This window comes from Haladaptatus sp. DYF46, from assembly GCF_021083305.1.
Taxonomy (GTDB): domain Archaea; phylum Halobacteriota; class Halobacteria; order Halobacteriales; family Haladaptataceae; genus Haladaptatus.
This window is the reverse complement of sequence record NZ_JAJFAY010000001.1, coordinates 522,766-537,630: the sequence shown is the minus strand read 5'-3', so window position 1 is coordinate 537,630 and position 14,865 is coordinate 522,766. Positions and strand designations below refer to the sequence as shown.

Annotated in this window: 22 protein-coding genes; 9 read left to right on the top strand and 13 right to left on the bottom strand. The window is 61.8% G+C overall.

Annotated features, from left to right (window positions below; all coding sequences use genetic code 11):
• Positions 1-6: 6 nt before the first annotated feature.
• The 10 genes from LJF34_RS03040 to gvpO (LJF34_RS02995) form a co-directional block, all read right to left on the bottom strand.
• Positions 7-255 (bottom strand): gas vesicle protein, encoded by a 249-nt coding sequence (locus LJF34_RS03040; RefSeq protein ID WP_231183152.1) that lies wholly within the window; start codon positions 253-255, stop codon positions 7-9.
• Positions 252-1,037, bottom strand: a complete 786-nt coding sequence (gvpL, locus tag LJF34_RS03035; protein WP_231183151.1) for a gas vesicle protein GvpL — start codon at positions 1,035-1,037, stop codon at positions 252-254. The genes LJF34_RS03040 and gvpL overlap by 4 nt, the downstream gene beginning before the upstream one ends.
• The gene (locus LJF34_RS03030) at positions 1,030-1,347 is read right to left on the bottom strand and encodes a gas vesicle protein K (protein ID WP_231183150.1); all 318 of its coding nucleotides are present in this window, start codon (positions 1,345-1,347) and stop codon (positions 1,030-1,032) included. The genes gvpL and LJF34_RS03030 overlap by 8 nt, the downstream gene beginning before the upstream one ends.
• Positions 1,334-1,750, bottom strand: a complete 417-nt coding sequence (locus LJF34_RS03025; protein ID WP_231183149.1) for a gas vesicle protein — start codon at positions 1,748-1,750, stop codon at positions 1,334-1,336. The genes LJF34_RS03030 and LJF34_RS03025 overlap by 14 nt, the downstream gene beginning before the upstream one ends.
• Complete coding sequence (locus LJF34_RS03020) at positions 1,743-2,504, bottom strand: hypothetical protein (protein WP_231183148.1); 762 nt, start codon at positions 2,502-2,504, stop codon at positions 1,743-1,745. The genes LJF34_RS03025 and LJF34_RS03020 overlap by 8 nt, the downstream gene beginning before the upstream one ends.
• The gene (gvpH, locus tag LJF34_RS03015; RefSeq protein ID WP_231183147.1) at positions 2,497-2,919 is read right to left on the bottom strand and encodes a gas vesicle protein GvpH; all 423 of its coding nucleotides are present in this window, start codon (positions 2,917-2,919) and stop codon (positions 2,497-2,499) included. The genes LJF34_RS03020 and gvpH overlap by 8 nt, the downstream gene beginning before the upstream one ends.
• On the bottom strand, positions 2,919-3,173 hold the full coding sequence (gene gvpG / locus LJF34_RS03010) for a gas vesicle protein GvpG (RefSeq protein ID WP_231183146.1): 255 nt from the start codon (positions 3,171-3,173) through the stop codon (positions 2,919-2,921). The genes gvpH and gvpG overlap by 1 nt, the downstream gene beginning before the upstream one ends.
• Complete coding sequence (locus tag LJF34_RS03005; RefSeq protein ID WP_231183145.1) at positions 3,170-3,796, bottom strand: GvpL/GvpF family gas vesicle protein; 627 nt, start codon at positions 3,794-3,796, stop codon at positions 3,170-3,172. Before LJF34_RS03005 ends, gvpG begins: the two co-directional genes overlap by 4 nt.
• Positions 3,797-3,959: 163 nt before the next feature.
• Positions 3,960-4,598 carry a hypothetical protein gene (locus LJF34_RS03000; RefSeq protein ID WP_231183144.1) on the bottom strand — a complete coding sequence of 213 codons (639 nt, stop codon included), beginning with the start codon at positions 4,596-4,598 and terminating at the stop codon, positions 3,960-3,962.
• A 12-nt stretch (positions 4,599-4,610) separates the two neighbouring features.
• The gene (gvpO, locus tag LJF34_RS02995) at positions 4,611-5,054 is read right to left on the bottom strand and encodes a gas vesicle protein GvpO (protein WP_231183143.1); all 444 of its coding nucleotides are present in this window, start codon (positions 5,052-5,054) and stop codon (positions 4,611-4,613) included.
• Positions 5,055-5,252: 198 nt separating this feature from the next.
• On the opposite strand from gvpO (LJF34_RS02995), the gene gvpA reads away from it, so the two are divergent.
• Positions 5,253-5,516 (top strand): gas vesicle structural protein GvpA, encoded by a 264-nt coding sequence (gene gvpA / locus LJF34_RS02990; protein WP_231183142.1) that lies wholly within the window; start codon positions 5,253-5,255, stop codon positions 5,514-5,516.
• Positions 5,517-5,533: 17 nt separating this feature from the next.
• Positions 5,534-6,025, top strand: coding sequence for a gas vesicle protein GvpO, halophile-type (gvpO, locus tag LJF34_RS29160; RefSeq protein WP_303646667.1), 492 nt, complete (start codon positions 5,534-5,536; stop codon positions 6,023-6,025).
• A gap of 1 nt (position 6,026) precedes the next feature.
• On the opposite strand, the gene LJF34_RS02980 is transcribed toward gvpO (LJF34_RS29160), so the two are convergent.
• Entirely contained in the window at positions 6,027-6,347 is a 321-nt protein-coding gene (locus tag LJF34_RS02980) for an FUN14 domain-containing protein (protein ID WP_231183141.1), read from the bottom strand.
• 203 nt (positions 6,348-6,550) lie between these two features.
• Here LJF34_RS02980 and tfe point away from each other — a divergent pair, with 203 nt between their 5' ends.
• The 7 genes from tfe (at position 6,551) to aspS (ending at position 13,036) form a co-directional block, all read left to right on the top strand.
• Complete coding sequence (gene tfe / locus LJF34_RS02975) at positions 6,551-7,078, top strand: transcription factor E (protein ID WP_231183140.1); 528 nt, start codon at positions 6,551-6,553, stop codon at positions 7,076-7,078.
• Positions 7,078-7,749 (top strand): DUF2110 family protein, encoded by a 672-nt coding sequence (locus LJF34_RS02970; RefSeq protein ID WP_231183139.1) that lies wholly within the window; start codon positions 7,078-7,080, stop codon positions 7,747-7,749. Before tfe ends, LJF34_RS02970 begins: the two co-directional genes overlap by 1 nt.
• Positions 7,746-8,513 carry a DUF5803 family protein gene (locus tag LJF34_RS02965; RefSeq protein WP_231183138.1) on the top strand — a complete coding sequence of 256 codons (768 nt, stop codon included), beginning with the start codon at positions 7,746-7,748 and terminating at the stop codon, positions 8,511-8,513. The genes LJF34_RS02970 and LJF34_RS02965 overlap by 4 nt, the downstream gene beginning before the upstream one ends.
• A 34-nt stretch (positions 8,514-8,547) precedes the next feature.
• Positions 8,548-9,246: a molybdopterin-binding protein gene (locus tag LJF34_RS02960; protein ID WP_231183137.1), complete on the top strand. Its 699-nt coding sequence runs from the start codon at positions 8,548-8,550 to the stop codon at positions 9,244-9,246.
• Positions 9,247-9,474: 228 nt separating this feature from the next.
• Positions 9,475-10,539: an ATP-NAD kinase family protein gene (locus tag LJF34_RS02955; protein ID WP_231183136.1), complete on the top strand. Its 1,065-nt coding sequence runs from the start codon at positions 9,475-9,477 to the stop codon at positions 10,537-10,539.
• A gap of 53 nt (positions 10,540-10,592) precedes the next feature.
• On the top strand, positions 10,593-11,621 hold the full coding sequence (locus LJF34_RS02950) for a phosphate uptake regulator PhoU (RefSeq protein ID WP_231183135.1): 1,029 nt from the start codon (positions 10,593-10,595) through the stop codon (positions 11,619-11,621).
• A 104-nt stretch (positions 11,622-11,725) separates the two neighbouring features.
• The gene (aspS, locus tag LJF34_RS02945; RefSeq protein WP_231183134.1) at positions 11,726-13,036 is read left to right on the top strand and encodes an aspartate--tRNA(Asn) ligase; all 1,311 of its coding nucleotides are present in this window, start codon (positions 11,726-11,728) and stop codon (positions 13,034-13,036) included.
• Between the two features lie 69 nt (positions 13,037-13,105).
• Here aspS and LJF34_RS02940 read toward each other — a convergent pair whose 3' ends face one another.
• The gene (locus LJF34_RS02940) at positions 13,106-13,516 is read right to left on the bottom strand and encodes a hypothetical protein (RefSeq protein WP_231183133.1); all 411 of its coding nucleotides are present in this window, start codon (positions 13,514-13,516) and stop codon (positions 13,106-13,108) included.
• A 143-nt stretch (positions 13,517-13,659) separates the two neighbouring features.
• On the bottom strand, positions 13,660-14,862 hold the full coding sequence (locus LJF34_RS02935) for an LEA type 2 family protein (protein WP_231183132.1): 1,203 nt from the start codon (positions 14,860-14,862) through the stop codon (positions 13,660-13,662).
• Positions 14,863-14,865 lie beyond the last annotated feature (3 nt).

Sequence of the window (14,865 nt, the reverse complement as noted above, 5' to 3'; positions counted from 1 at the left end):
TATCGGTTACTCGTCGTTGGGAAGCAACGGATGGTCGTCCGGCGCGCGAGCGAGTTGCCGCTGTGCGGCGTCCCACTCCTCGAAGTAGCCGTAGTCGGTCATCGTGGACATACCTGCGAGGGCGGCCCTGAGGCTCAGTCCGACGAGCGGGACGTCCGCGATGGTGATTATGACGTCCGCCTGTAGGATGACGCCGTCCCTGAGAATCACGTCGAGCAGGTCCACGACGGCGTGGTCGTCCTTCGTCGGTTTCATGCGTCCAACTCCGGTGCGAACGAGTAGGGCGGCCACGGCCCCGTAAACCTGATTTCGATACCCGGTTCCGCCGCCACGTCGTCCAATACGCGCCCGATTTCCTCCTCGCGGTCCTCGTGTGCGAGAAACGACACCTGTACGACCTCCTCGGTTTCGTTCGATTCGAGGACGCCTCCCTTCGAATCGACCACGTCGAATTCGGCAACGAGCGGGTCCAGTTCGTTCCGAAGGCGCGTCGTCAATTCGTCCTTCCGCGCTTTCCTGAGGTCGCGGAGTCGATTGTCGTACTGTTTCTCCAGCAGGAAGGCGGTTCCTTCGCTCGCGTCGTCGATCCGTTCGCGGAGGTCGGCCAACTCCTCGTCTTCGGCCCGCAGTTCGTCCCGAACGCGTTCTTCGTCCCACGTCACGCCGACGCGGTACTCCCAGTGGCCCGCCAACTGGTCCAAATGGGAGTCGAGCATCTCCGACTGGTCCGCGAGCCACTCGCGAACCGCGTCGTCGTCCCCCTTCAGAATCGTATCGAAGCGGAACGGAAGCGGGGTCCCGAACGCTTCCCCCGCGGCGTCGATGACCGACTGATGGGTCACCAACCACTCGCGAACCGTTTCGAGGTCGTCGGAATCGTAGGGCGAATCGCAGGGTTGGACGACCGCACCGAGGCCGTTCCGTACGAGGACGGAAATCGGTTCACCGTCGATGCCGTTCTCCGCTAGCTCCGCGTCGTCTTCGTTTTCCACGACGCAGTAGAGGTACCGTCCCTCCTCGAAGGTCGGGTCACCCATCGAAGCCCTCCACGCCGGGTTCGCGGTCGGACATATCGACCAACGCGTCCGATATCAGGTCGTCCAAATCGCCGCGAAGGTTTTCGACGCCCTCCTCTATTCCCTCGGACTCCTTCAGGCGCTCCAACTCGTCCTCGATGGCCGCCAATTGCGCCCCGAGTCGCTCGATTTCGTCGGGGGACAGGTTACCGCTTTCCATCCGTCGAATCGCCTCGCGCTCCATGGCCTCGACGAGCAGTTCGACCACCGTGATGACGAGGGCGACGAGTCCCTTTCCGGCGTCGTCGCCGTCGACTTCAATCGCCGTCATGTTCGGCCTCCGCCGTCTGGGCGTCCTCCTCGGCCTCCGCCGTCTGGGCGTCCTCCTCGGCCTCCGACTCGGCCGCTTCGTCGTCGGCCGATTCCGCTTCGGATTCTTCTTCCTCGTTCCCTTCTTCGGCTTCGACGCCGACGGCCACGGTTTCCGACTCCGGGAGTTCCTCGACGCCGGCCGCCTCTTGGACGCGCTTCATGTCGGTCCCCTCCGGGAACTCCAAGCCGTACTGTGCGGCCGTCTCGAACGACGCGAGGGCGGCCCGGAGTTTCACGCCGAGGAGTTCCGTCTCGCCGACCGTCACCACGATGTCGGCGTTGATGACGACGCCCTTGTCGAGGAGGAGTTCCAACATCTCGGCGAGGTCGGACTGACTTCGGGTGGGGCCGGTTTCACCCATCCTCTTCCTCCTCGAATCGGTCGCCGTAGATTCGTTTGGAACCGCCACCCGACGAGTGCCACCCGCTCTTCGGAATCGTCGAGTGTCGGCCGACACCTCCCATGTCCGACCGCGACCCCGCCGCCGTGGAGTACGCCGACGGGTTGTCGGACGACGGTTGTCCCGCACCGCCCATCGACTCGTTTTCCTCCTTGACCTCCTTCAGGTCGTTTCTGGTGTCCATGAGCGAATCGCGGAACTCGTCGACGCTCTCCTGTAGCTGAGCTTGTAGCTTCGACTCGTACAGTTCGGACTGCACCTCGTTTTTGAGGTCGCTCCGCATCACGCCGTCGCCGTCCCCGTCGTCCCCGTCCTCGTCCGAAGCGACCATACTGGTTTCTTCGAGGGCGTCGGTGAACTCGTCGCTCTCGTTCCACAGGCTTCGGACGTCCGTGGACGACCACAGTTCGCGGAACTCGATGGCGCGTATCAGGCTTCGAACGTCGATGAGTTCGCCGGGGTCGCCTTCGTCCACCGCATCGGGGGTGTCCTCCAACTCGATGATGTCGGGGAGTTCGGAGAGGTCGACGACCTTGGGAACGTCGGCGAGGTCGAGTTCGTCGAGCACGTCCTCGCCCTCGTCCAGCACGTTCCAGAGCTTCTCGGCTTCCCCCGAGACGTCATCGAACGACTCGGCCGATTCGAGCGCTTCCGTGAGTCCGTCGAGTCCCGATTGCACCTCCTCCGTGAACGATTTGACTCGGTCACTATTCATCCGGCAACTCCCGTTCGATGCGTAGTTCGAGCACATGGTTGTTGTACGATGCGTTCGTGACGGTCGCATCCTCCCATTCGAGTCCGAGTCGTTTTATCGGCCGCTCTCCGTCCCGGATCTCGACCGTCCCCGTTTCTGCGTCGAACGTGACCCCGATGTCCTCCTTCGAAACGCCGAGGAGGTCGACCGTGACGACTAGTTCATCCTCCTCCGTCCGGGTGTTCGTCAGGTATTCCTGCCGACGTTGACGCGATTGACTCCGTTGTTCTTTCGGTCGACCCGAGTCGATGGGGCCGACGGAAACCCCGTAGTTGATTCTGCTTCGTGGCGTCTCGTGGTCGCCGGCGTACGTTCGCTTCGCGTCGTCGTCCGAGAGTTCGTTCGCCAGTCTGACCAATCGTTCGATGAGTCCCATTATCGTTTCACCTCGACTTTCCCGCTTCGCAGCCGTTCGTGGGCCGTCTCCGCGACGTCGAGCCGTGTTTCGAGGGTCGTCTTTCGCTCCTCGTACTCCTCGTCCGACAACTCTCCGAGTTCGTACAGCATGTGCGTCTCCTTGAGTTCGTCCTGTATGCCCGCGATGTCGTACATCTCCTCCACCGCCAGCGAGTGAAGCACGTCCACCATCGACACCAGCGGTTTGAACAGCAGGTCGTCGACGATGATCATCGCTGGGCCCCGATGTGGATGTCCACGAAGTTGTACGGTGCCCACGGTCCCGTAAACTGGACGGTCACCTCGTCGTACTCGTCGCGTATCTCCCCCACCACGTCCGCGAACGTCTCGCGATCCTCGGTCGCCACGAGATACGACCGGTTGAGGACGAGTCTGTCGCTGAACAGGTCGTCGTCCGTCTCGCTCTCGGCGACGGCCGCCAGTCGCTCGCCGACGTCCTCCCGAATCTCCTCGCGCGGCAGTTCGTCGTCCTCACCGGCCACTATCTTGACGCCGAGTTCGACGTGGCCCTCCACTTCGTTGAGCGCCTTCGTGAACGCGCGGCGGGCGCTCCTGAGGACGGTCTTCAGGGTTCTGTTGTCCTTGAACGCCATGCCGAACTGCATCGGAACCACGGCGTCGACGTCGTCGCGTTCGAGGACCTCCCGAAGTACCTCGTCGTGCGTCTTGCTATCCTCGTCGGTTCGTTCGGGGTCCGTCGTGTCGATATCCGAGACGACGGCGGAGAGCGACCGGTACGTTACCGTGTACACCTCGTCCGCGTCACCAACGGTGTCCGTGTCGAACTCGAAATCGTTCTTTTCGACGACCCCGTAGACGTATCGATTCGAACTCATCGTTTCATGGAGACGGTGCTCCTACGACTGGAAATCGACGTGACGTGCGTTAATAAGTCGTGTGGCGGAGAGTGCAAGCAAACGCCGCGAAAGCGGCGTATCGGTGGTCGTTTCCGACTCTTCTCGTCCCCCCGGCGACTCCACGAGAGACGTCGGAGTTTCGTCACTGTGCGGCTTTTCGTTGGTCCAGTTCGTCCATCAGGTCGTTCGCCAACGCTTCGAGGTCCTCGTTCGAGAGTTGGTCGAGATCGATTTCGGAGTCCGTCTCCCCCTCGTCTTCGGCCTCGCTTTCCGACTCTTCCGACTCGTCTTCGGTTTCGCTTTCCGACTGTTCGCTTTCGGATTCTTCGTCTTCGGACGACTGCTCGTTTTCGTCTTCACCGCCGTCAGCGGACTGTTCCGCTTCATCCTCGTCTTCGTGTTCGCCTCCACCGATGCTGCTCGCAGTGGCGATCATCTCCTTTGCCTCCTCCTTGCTCACTTCGAAGGCGTCTTGGACCCGTTCGCGGACGAGTTGTTCGCGGGTTTTCTCCCCCTCTTCGTCGCCCGTTTCCTCGCCTTCCTCGACCTCTCGCTCGGCCTCCAATCGGGCTTCGAGACGGTTCCCGAGCGACTCGCCGACCTTCCGACCGACGAGCATTCCGAGCCCGCAGCCGACGAGACGACCGAGGTCCCGACCGACGGTTTCCCCGTTCTCCGTTTTCATCTCGGTGAGTTCGTCCACCAACTGCTCGGCTGTCAGTTCTTCGCCCACGTTCTGTTCCACCAGCTTTCGTACCGTTCCTGATTCTTCTTCGGTCATATCGTCCCCCAGTTACCGCTCTTCGACGTCGAAGATCTCGTTCTGCGTTTCGACGCGGCCGCGTCGGTATCGACCGGCGCGGCCGTAGCCTCGGACGGAGCCATCCGGTCCGAGGCTGATGACGTACCGTCCGAGGATGTCCTGGGTGTCCGGAATCGAGTTTCGCTCGACGACTTCGGCGACGACCCGCCACCCGTCTTCGTCCTGTTCCTCGACTTCGACGACGTTGTCGAGCGGGGACCCGATGAGGTCCCCGGCGACGGCTCGTCCGACGTCCCTCGCATCGTAGAGGTCGATCTCGCCCTCCGAATCGGTGATCTCATCTACGTCGACCGATTCCTCCGACCCTTCGTCGTCCCTCGAGCCGTCCTCCTCCTGCCCTTCTACCGCCGCAGATAGGCGACCGAGTACGTCGTCTAACTCGCCCGTTTCGGAACCGCTCGTTTGTTCGGTCATCGTTCCCCCGAAAGCGAATCGGGACCGAGTGCCATAATACGTGTGCCTGCAAACCCGGCTTCCGGTTCGGTGCCGTTCCCGGCGAAAACCGCTAGCCGATTCGTTGCCGGTTAAAAGTAACTTGCAGTGTCGGCCCTAAGCGTGAAATATCGTCCACCTGCACTTTCCATCCTAGGGATTCGGTTCCCGTGAACAACCATGGTACAAGCAGACCCAAACTCATCCAGTCTCGCGGACGTACTCGACCGCATCCTCGACAAAGGCGTGGTCATCGACGTATGGGCGCGTATCTCCGTCGTGGGTATCGAAGTGCTGACCGTCGAGGCGCGCGTCGTAGTCGCGTCGGTCGACACGTTCCTCCACTACGCAAAGGAGATGGCGAAGTTAGAACGAGCCTCCTCGGACGACGAGGTCGACTTCGAGCAGGTCGAAGTCGCGTCGCCCGAGGCCAGTACGTCATAAGCACCGACTGAGAAAGCATGTCCGAAGCAGAACAGTGCCGGGCGCTCACGGAGGACGGAGAGCGATGCTCCCGCCCGGCACGGAACGACGGTTTTTGCCACCAGCACGGTCCGGATAACGAGACGATAGACGATGCTCCCGAGGACGGGAACGACTCGGAAAACGACGATGAGAGTAGTCAGGAGGAGAACGTGAGCGAAAACGAAACCGAACACCAAGAGGACGACGAAGAAAATCCCGCGGAGAACGGTGAATTCGACGTGATGGACGTCCGTGAGACCGTCGAGAGCGTCGCCGACGATTTGGTCGGGCATCCGCTCGACGGTATCATCGAAATAATGGACGACGGCGACGGCTGGGAAGTCGTGGTCGAAATGGTAGAACGGAGCGCGATTCCGGACACCCAGGACATCCTCGGACAGTACGAAATTTCGCTCTCCGAGTCGGGTGACGTAACCGGCTACCGTCTCCGGGAGCGCTACCGCCGGGGCGACAGTCAGGAGTGGTGAGCTATCCCTTTCGGAATCCGATCATGAAACCGCCGACGAATCCGGCGCTCACCGAGAGCGTCGAAAGGAGCGTCGTGATCCACGACGGCGGCGTACCGTTTCCGGCCGCTTGACCGGTTTTCAGCATACCGGCTGAGAGTTTCTCCCAGTCTACCGACAGTATTCCGCGCGATTCGAGGAACTTGAACAGGGCGAGTTCGAGGCCGACGATGACCGCGATGAGCTTCGCGATTTTCTTCGCGGCGAACCCGATGATACCGCCGATGACGGCACCGCTTCCCAGTTGGAGTCCGAGTTGTTGAGGGTCTATCCCGACTTGCATCGTCACACTCAGAACGCTGATAGGTTAAGTTTCTTGTGGTCTTCGCCCAATTCCAAGCGGGGAATCGATAGAAAGAGCGGCTCGCGTCGGGCATGACTGTTGTAACAGGAAATCAACTGTTCCGGGACAGTTCCAACGAAACGACATCCCGCAACCCGCTCCCGATGGTTTTAAACAGATGAACGACCCGATATAACATATCAATGGCTTTCGAGGACCTGTTAAGCGACCCGGTGATTCAGAAATATCTTCACGAACTGGTCGGGCCGAAGGGAATGCCGGTGGCCGCCGCGCCGCCGGACGGCGAAGTGACCGACGAGGAACTCGCCGAAGAACTCGACCTCGAACTCAACGACGTTCGACGGGCGCTGTTCATCCTGTACGAGAACGACTTGGCGACGTATCGACGCCTCCGTGACGAGGATTCGGGCTGGCTCACCTACCTCTGGACCTTCGAGTACGACAAGATACCGGAGAACTTGGAGGACGAGATGTATCGCCTGCTCGACGCGCTGAAACAGCGCCAAGAGTACGAACGAAACCACGAGTTTTACCTCTGTGAGATCTGCTCGCTTCGCTTCGAGTTCGGCGAAGCGATGGACTTCGGTTTCGAATGTCCCGAATGCGGGTCCCCGCTCGAATCCATGGAAAACTCGATGCTCGTCGAATCCATGGAGGACCGGATCGACGGCCTCGAAGACGAACTCAACGTCGAGACGCTCGGTGCATAATGGTCGTTCTCGCAACCAAAGTGTACGTCCGTGGCGACGCAAAACGACGCGCACTCGACGGCCTCCGATCGCTCATCCACAACACGCTCGGCGACCTCGACGTCGAATACGACATCGGCGTCCGTCACGACGACTTCGTCTCGGTGACGGTCGAAGGCGAGGACGAGGTCATCGCCCGGAACCTCCTCTCCGAGGAGTGGGGCGAAATCACGCCGACTCTCCGGGACGGCGAACCCTACGTCGGAACGCTCGAATCGTGGGACGACGACGGATTCGTCCTCGACGCCGGACGGGAGGTTCGGATTCCGGCGGCCGAACTCGGTCTCGGTCCGGGCAAACCGGAACAGGTGGTCGAGCGGTTCGGTCTCGTTCAGCACTTGGCGATGGAGTTCGTCTACGACGAGGGCGGTTCGTCGCGCCTCTCGGACGACGAGCGCGACCGCTTGTTCGACTGGACGCGCGGAAACGGCCGCGTGAACGTCAACAGCGCGACGCGGGGTGAGGTCCGGGCAACGGTCAACCGCGCCGGACACGCACAGGACATCGTGACCGTCGAGCGACTCGGCGTGTTGGAACAGAGCATCGTCTGCACGGAGAACACCGATCCACCGGGACTGCTCGCCAGCATCGGCGGCTACATCCCGGCGGAAATTCGTTGTGTAATTCCATGAGGAAACGGTTCGCCCTCGCGATCGGTCTGCTCTTCCTCCTCGCGGCCAGCGCCGGTTGTACCTCGATGTTCGGGCCGGGCGAAATCAGCCAACAGCAACTCTCGAAGAACGCGACGTACGACTGGGACACGTCACAGAACGTGACGTACAACGTCACGAGCCACCAGTATCAGGCGATATACGAACTGAACAAGAAGGGAACCCTCGAAATCCACCAAGAGGAGTCCTTCGGCGAGGAGGCACCCGTCGATATTTCGGCCGTGCAGTTCCGGTATCCCAACGGAACGGTCGTCGGGGCCGACCAAATCACGGTGAAGAAGACGAAGTCATCGACCATCATCAAGCCGCCACAAGGGGAAGGAACGCTCGCGTACACGGCATCGAGACAGGGGAAGACGTTCTACGTCCCGACCTACCTGAAGGACAAGACGTACGAGGTCACCATCCCCCGCGGTATGCGCGTCGATACGTTCCTGCTGAGCGACGTTCGACCCGGTAGCTACGATACGACGATGGAAGACGGTCGGGAACACATAATCTGGTCGTCCCCGGTATCGTCGGACGGCATCTCGGTCCGCTACTACCTCGGCCGCGATAAGTGGATATTCGCGGGCATCGTGGGACTGGCGCTCATCATCGGGGTCATCGGGTTGGCGTACTACCGCTACCAGATTCGGCAACTCGAACGCGAACGGGAGGAGATGGGCCTGAACATGGACATCTCCGACGACGACATGGGCGACGGGCCGCCGCCCGGAATGTGAGAGTACTTTTCTTTATCGCGGCCAACGGGTTCGTATGAACGTTGCGCTGGTAACAGTCGGAGACGAGATTCTCTCCGGGGATACCGTCAACACGAACGCCGCGTGGTTGGGCGAGCGACTGACCGAACGAGGTGTGGCCGTGGAACGGGTGTTCGTCGTCCCGGACCGAATAGCCGACATCGCCCGCGTCGTGAACGAGGCCCGCGCCGAGTATGACGCCGTCCTCGTCACCGGCGGCCTCGGCCCGACGCACGACGATTTGACGATGGAGGGAATCGCGGCGGCCGTCGGGGTCCCCGTCGAGGAACACGAGGAAGCCGTCGAGTGGATAGAGGAGCATTCGGACTACTCGCACGCCGACCTGACGAGCGGGACGACCCACCTCCCGAAGGGGTCGCGCATGCTTCCGAACGAGGTGGGCGTCGCCCCCGGCGCGGAAATCGAGGACATCTACGTCCTGCCGGGCGTGCCGAGCGAGATGCACGCCATGTTCGACCGCATCGCCGACGAGTTCGACGGCGACCCGTACTACACGGGGACCGTTTCGGCAGGCGAACCCGAGAGCGCGCTCCTCGACCGATTCGAGACGCTCCGCGAGCGGTTCGACGTGAAAGTCGGGAGCTATCCGGGAGATTACGTGCGCGTCAAAATCGAGGGGACGGACGAGGAAACCGTCCGAGAGGCGGTCGAATGGCTAGGCGAGCGGGTCGAAGCGCCGGACGAGGACGCCTAACGGTAGAAGTAGGCGAGCCACGCCACGGTGAACGCGAGTCCGACGACGAGAACGACGATACCTGCCGCGTTTGCTGGAACGGTTTCGAGTGGGGTCATACCCGGCGGTTGTCTGCGCTCTCTCTTAAGGTTTGAGAACTACACCCAGTGGACTGGTGTCTGATGGGATAACGTCACCTACCCTGTCGATACCCACACGCCTTTCCTCCGCGCACGCCAAGACCCGGTCATGCGAATCGGCGTGGTCGTCAACCCAATCGCGGGGATGGGCGGGCGAGTCGGCCTGAAGGGTACCGACGGAAAAGTAGCGGAGGCGCGGGACCGCGGAGCGGAGCAACGCGCACCCGAGCGGGCCGTGGACGCCCTGTCGGCGCTGTATGACCGGTCGCCGGACGTCGAACTGTTGACCTACGGCGGTGAGATGGGGGCAGAAGAGGCACGCGCCACGGGATTCGACCCAGAAATCGTCGGCGAACCCGGAAAAGGGGACACGAGCGCGGCGGACACCCGCGAGGCCGTTCGCAAACTGGTCGCAGAAGAGGTCGACCTGATTTTGTTCGTCGGCGGGGACGGAACCGCCGTGGACGTGGCAGAGACGATTGCCGAGTCCGAGGAGGACGTCCCGATGCTCGGCGTCCCCGCCGGGGTGAAGATCTACTCCTCGGTGTTCGCGGTGACGCCGAAGGCGGCGGGACGGGTCGCGGCGTCGTTCGACCGCGTGGAGGAGCGCGAGGTGAACGACATCGACGAGGAGGCCTACCGTGCGGGCGAGGTGCGTGCCGAACTGAAAGCCATCGCCAGCGTTCCGATAGCGGAGTCGCTCCAGTCGAGCAAGCAACTCGGGGGCGGGACCGTCGAAAGCCTCGCGGCCGGCGTCGCGGACGACGTGAAACCGGGCGTCACCTACGTTCTCGGGCCGGGAAGCACCGTCGGGGCCATCAAGTCCGAGTTGGGATTCGACGGGTCGCCGCTCGGGGTGGACGTGTGGCGCGACGGGGAGGTGGTCGCCCGCGACGCGAACGAGGATGAACTCCTCGCCGCACTCGGCGACGAGAACGTCATCGTCGTCTCGCCCATCGGCGGACAGGGGTTCGTCTTCGGGCGGGGAAACCACCAGATTTCGCCGGATGTGATTCGCCGCTCGGACGTGCAAATCGTCGCCTCGAAGACGAAACTGGACGGGATCGGCGTGCTTCGAACTGACACCGGGGACGAGGACGTGGACGAGTCCCTCCGCGGATGGCGGAAAGTACGCGTCGGACGGTTCGAACGAAGAATGTTGAAACTATCGTGAGGCATTTAGTGGCATACGGTGAAGTTTAAGGCTTCTGACGCGGATGAAAGGATATGGAAACACGGAAGGTACAACGATTAGGGCCATCGACGTTGGCGATGACCCTCCCGGCGGAGTGGGCACAACAACATGGGGTGGAGAAGGGTGACGAGGTGTCGCTTCGCATCAGCGGCAAGGGGACGCTCACCGTCCTCCCCGAGTCGGCCCACGACGAGGAGTCGGAGGCGACGATTCACACCGAGCAGTTGGACGCGGACGCGGTCGAACGCGCCATCGTCGCCCAGTACGTTTTGGGACGGCGCGTCATTCACGTCGTGAGCGACGAGACGCTCGAAAGCAGCCACATCAACGCCGTCTACAACGCCGAGACGCAGTTGATGGGTCTCGGCGTCATCGAGGAGACGCCGGAGAGCATCGCCATTCGATGCTCGGTGGACCCCGAGGACTTCGACTTGGACAACCTGCTCGAACGGTTGGAAAACACGGGCAGCACCATGCGCGGCGAGGCCGTGAAGGCGCTCGCCCACGGGAACCCGGACCTCGCACAGCGGGCACTCAACCGGGAACGACAGGCGAACAAAATCTTCGTCCTCCTCCTCCGCCTCATCTTCACGGCACACGAAAACCCCGCTATCGCCCGCGCCATCGGGTTGGACAGCGGTTTCCCGCTCATCGGCTACCGTTCCATCGCGAAGAACCTCGAACTCACGGCGGACAACGCGGAGGACATCGCGGATATCGTCCTCGAAGCGGACGGACACTCGCTCGAAGTCGATAGTTCGACCATGCGTCGAATCCGTGAATTCACGGATCAAGTGGACGAGATGACCGCGTTGGCGGTGCAGGCGGGCGTTGAACGGGACTACGACCTGACGCTCGAAGTGAGACACAAGTTCCACGAACTCGGCGACCGGGAATCCGATATCCTGTCCGACCTGCCAGAGATGTCGAACGACGACCTTCTCGAAGTCCGTGACGTACTCGTCAGTCTCCAACACACCGCCCAGTACGCGATGCGAAACGCTGAAATCGCGGCGAATCTGGCGCTCAACGAGGAGAGCGAGCACACGACCATCAACTGATCCACCCGACTATCCCGATTATTTCTCCCATTTTCGACCCGTAGTCGGAAGAATCAATATCCGCGACAGACTCGGTGGGAACACGATAGAGCGTAGTCGAGATAATGATAGAGCGAACGTATTCTGACGACATCACGGAAGAACAGGACAGCGAGACGGTATCGATTGCGGGACACGTCCACGACATTCGGGACCTCGGTGGACTCTCCTTCGTCATCGTCCGGGACCGGGAAGGACAGACGCAGGTCGTGTTCAAGGAGGGGGACGACGAGGACCTCTTCGAGGCGTCGAACGACCTCGGCAAGGAGGACGTCGTGCGCATTACCGGGTCGGTGAAGGCGAGCGACCAAGCGCCCGGCGGCGTCGAACTCATGCCGTCCGCGCTGGAGGTCATCAGCGAGGCCGACTCCCCGCTTCCGATGGAAGTGGCGAAGGACATCGAGTCGGACCTCTCGACGCGACTCGACAACCGGAGCATCGACCTCCGCACGTCCGAAACGTACGCGGTGTTCTCGCTCCGCTCGAAACTCGTCAACGCGATGGAGGAGTGGTTCGACGGCGAGGGATTCCGCAACGTCGATACGCCCCTCCTCTCGCAGGAAGGTGCGGAAGGCGGCGCGGAACTGTTCCCCGTCGTCTACTACGGCGAGGAAGTGTTCCTCTCCCAGAGCCCGCAACTGTACAAGCAGATGCTCATGGCGGCCGGGTTCGACAAAATCTACGAGACCGGAACCGCGTTTCGCGCGGAAGCGTTCGCCACCTCCCGTCACGTCTCCGAAATCTCGATGTTCGACGTCGAGTTGGCGTACATCGACGACCATCACGACGTAATGGACGTTCAGGAGGAGTCGCTTCGCCATACGCTCGAACGGGTCAACGAGAACGCTGCGGACGAACTGGAGACGCTGGGCGTCGAACTCACCGTCCCGACCGACCCGTTCCCCCGCGTCACGTTCGAGGAGGCCCGTGACATCCTCGCCGCCGAGTTCGACCACGTCCCGGAGGACGAAACCGACCTCGACACGAAGGGTGAGAAACTGCTCGGCGAGTACTTCGAGGAACAGGGCCATCCCGCCTTCTTCGTCGTCGGCTACCCGGACGAGAAGTTCTACTACAAACAGGACGTTCCAGCGGACGACATCGCCTCCCGGAAGTTCGACCTCATCTACAAGGGTCAGGAACTCTCCTCGGGCGGGCAGCGTGAACACGACATCGAGACGATGAGCGAGTACATGGAAGAACAAGGGGCCGACCCCGAGAACTTCCACTTCTATCTGGAAGCGTTCCGGTTCGGCATCCCGCCACACGGTGGCTACGGTCTCGGAATCGACCGACTCGTCCAGAAGGTCGGCGAACTGGACAACATCAAGGAAGCCATCCTCTTCCCGCGCGACCCCGACCGCGTGACGCCGTAGACGGGACCCGCGTCGTTTCCGCTTTTCGTGCGCATTTTACACCGTTCGAGACGTACCGCGCCGTCGCCGTCAGTCGGCACCGACCTCCGTTTTGTCCATGGCGACGGCCGTTTCCTCCTCTTTCTCCGCGGTCAGCGGGTTCCGCGAGGAGATTCGGCACGGGAAGTCGGGGTGTTCCCCGAAGTGTCTGACGAGCAGGTGCCGACGCGACCCGGTGATTCCGGTCCGACCCACGTCCTCCGCGGTGAACGTCTCGGGGAGGCGAGCGAAAAGGCGGGCCATCGCGTCGAACGTTCGGAACACCTTGGCGTTGCCCGCGGAGTCGGCGCTCCGCCGGGAGACCTCGTAGCTGCCGTCCTCGCGGAACGTCCCCGCAGTGCGGAAGAACTCGCGGCGCTCAGTCAGCGCGTCGCCGACCGCGTCCTGCAGGTCAGTGGCGGTTTCGCGCGATAGCTCGAAGGTTTCGCCATCGATGTCCACTCGAATCGATTCACCGTCCCGCGTTGCGGTTACGGTATTCTCATCACGGGAGAAGAACTCGACCAGGAGAGTGAGTACTCCGTGTCATACACCCATCTGCTCGCGCTGGAATAAAAACTCTATCGGTGGTGGTGATTTCTACGTCAGTCGAAGCGGTTCCCGATGGCGAGGACGTCGCCGAGTATACCGCCGTCGTCCGTGGTCGTGCCGGTCGCGGTCGAATCGGTCGTCGTCGCGGATTCCGCGTCGGTACTCGTCGCGGTCGCCGTAGTCGTATCGTCGTCCGCCGCGGACGTCTCGGTCTTCCCTGCGGTGGTCGTCATCGGCGTCGACGTTTCGTCGCCGACGGGACCCGCCGACGCGTTTCCGGTCGCTTCGAGCGCTCCTTCGGCCGAGTCGTTCTCGAAGATGTGGGTCTCTATTCGCTTTTCGTAAGTGAGTTGCCGAAGCGGGACGCGAATCGTATCGCCGTTCGGGAGTTCGATGTTCGCGTAAAACGAGATTTTCAGGTCCGTCTTCTGCCCGTTTTCCAGGTGACTGACCCACCAGTCGTCGAGACGGTCGTTCCGAATGATCGTCCGCATCCGGAGCGTCTTCTCCGATTTTCCGGGAATCGTGTACGGTCGGTCGGTCGTTCCGTTGCCGACGGCGATCCCGTTCATCGTCATGTCGTATCCGATTTCGCTCACCGTGTACGCCGTCGATTTCGGGTTGTACACTCGCATCCGCATCCGAATCGGCGTCTCCTCGCTCGTTACGGCCCCCCAGTTCGCGCTCGTCTCGTTCACGTAGAGAACGGGGTCGGAAACGAGCGGTACGCTCGCGTTCACGGGGCGCGTCTCCGTGGAGTTGAACTCGCCGATGATGTCCGTCTCTATCGGCTGACTGTACGGGACGCGAACCGACCTGCCCACCAGCGAGGAGTGAACCGTCGATTGAAGCCGAAGTGTGGTCTTCTCGCCGTTACGGATGTGTGTTACCCACCACTCGGGTATCTTGTCGTTTCGCATCCGCGTCGAGAACCGAAGCGTCGTGTTGCCCTTGCCGAGGGCGAGGTTCCCCCTGCTCCCGTTCGCCATCGTCACGTCGTTCATCCGGACCGTGTACTCCACCGACGTGTTGCCCGCGCTGATGCCGATGGGGTTCGGGTTGTCGACCACGAGCGCGGTTTCGATGCCAGTCGTTTGATCTGTTACGCTGGCAAACTCGTTGTCGACACCCGCGACGCTCGGAACGCCTAGAACGCCGTACAGGACGCCTGTACCGACGAGCGCGACGACGAGTACGATGACGAGAAATCCTCGCTTTCCGAGACGTAAGAGTACCTTACTGTTTCCCAGACCCATACG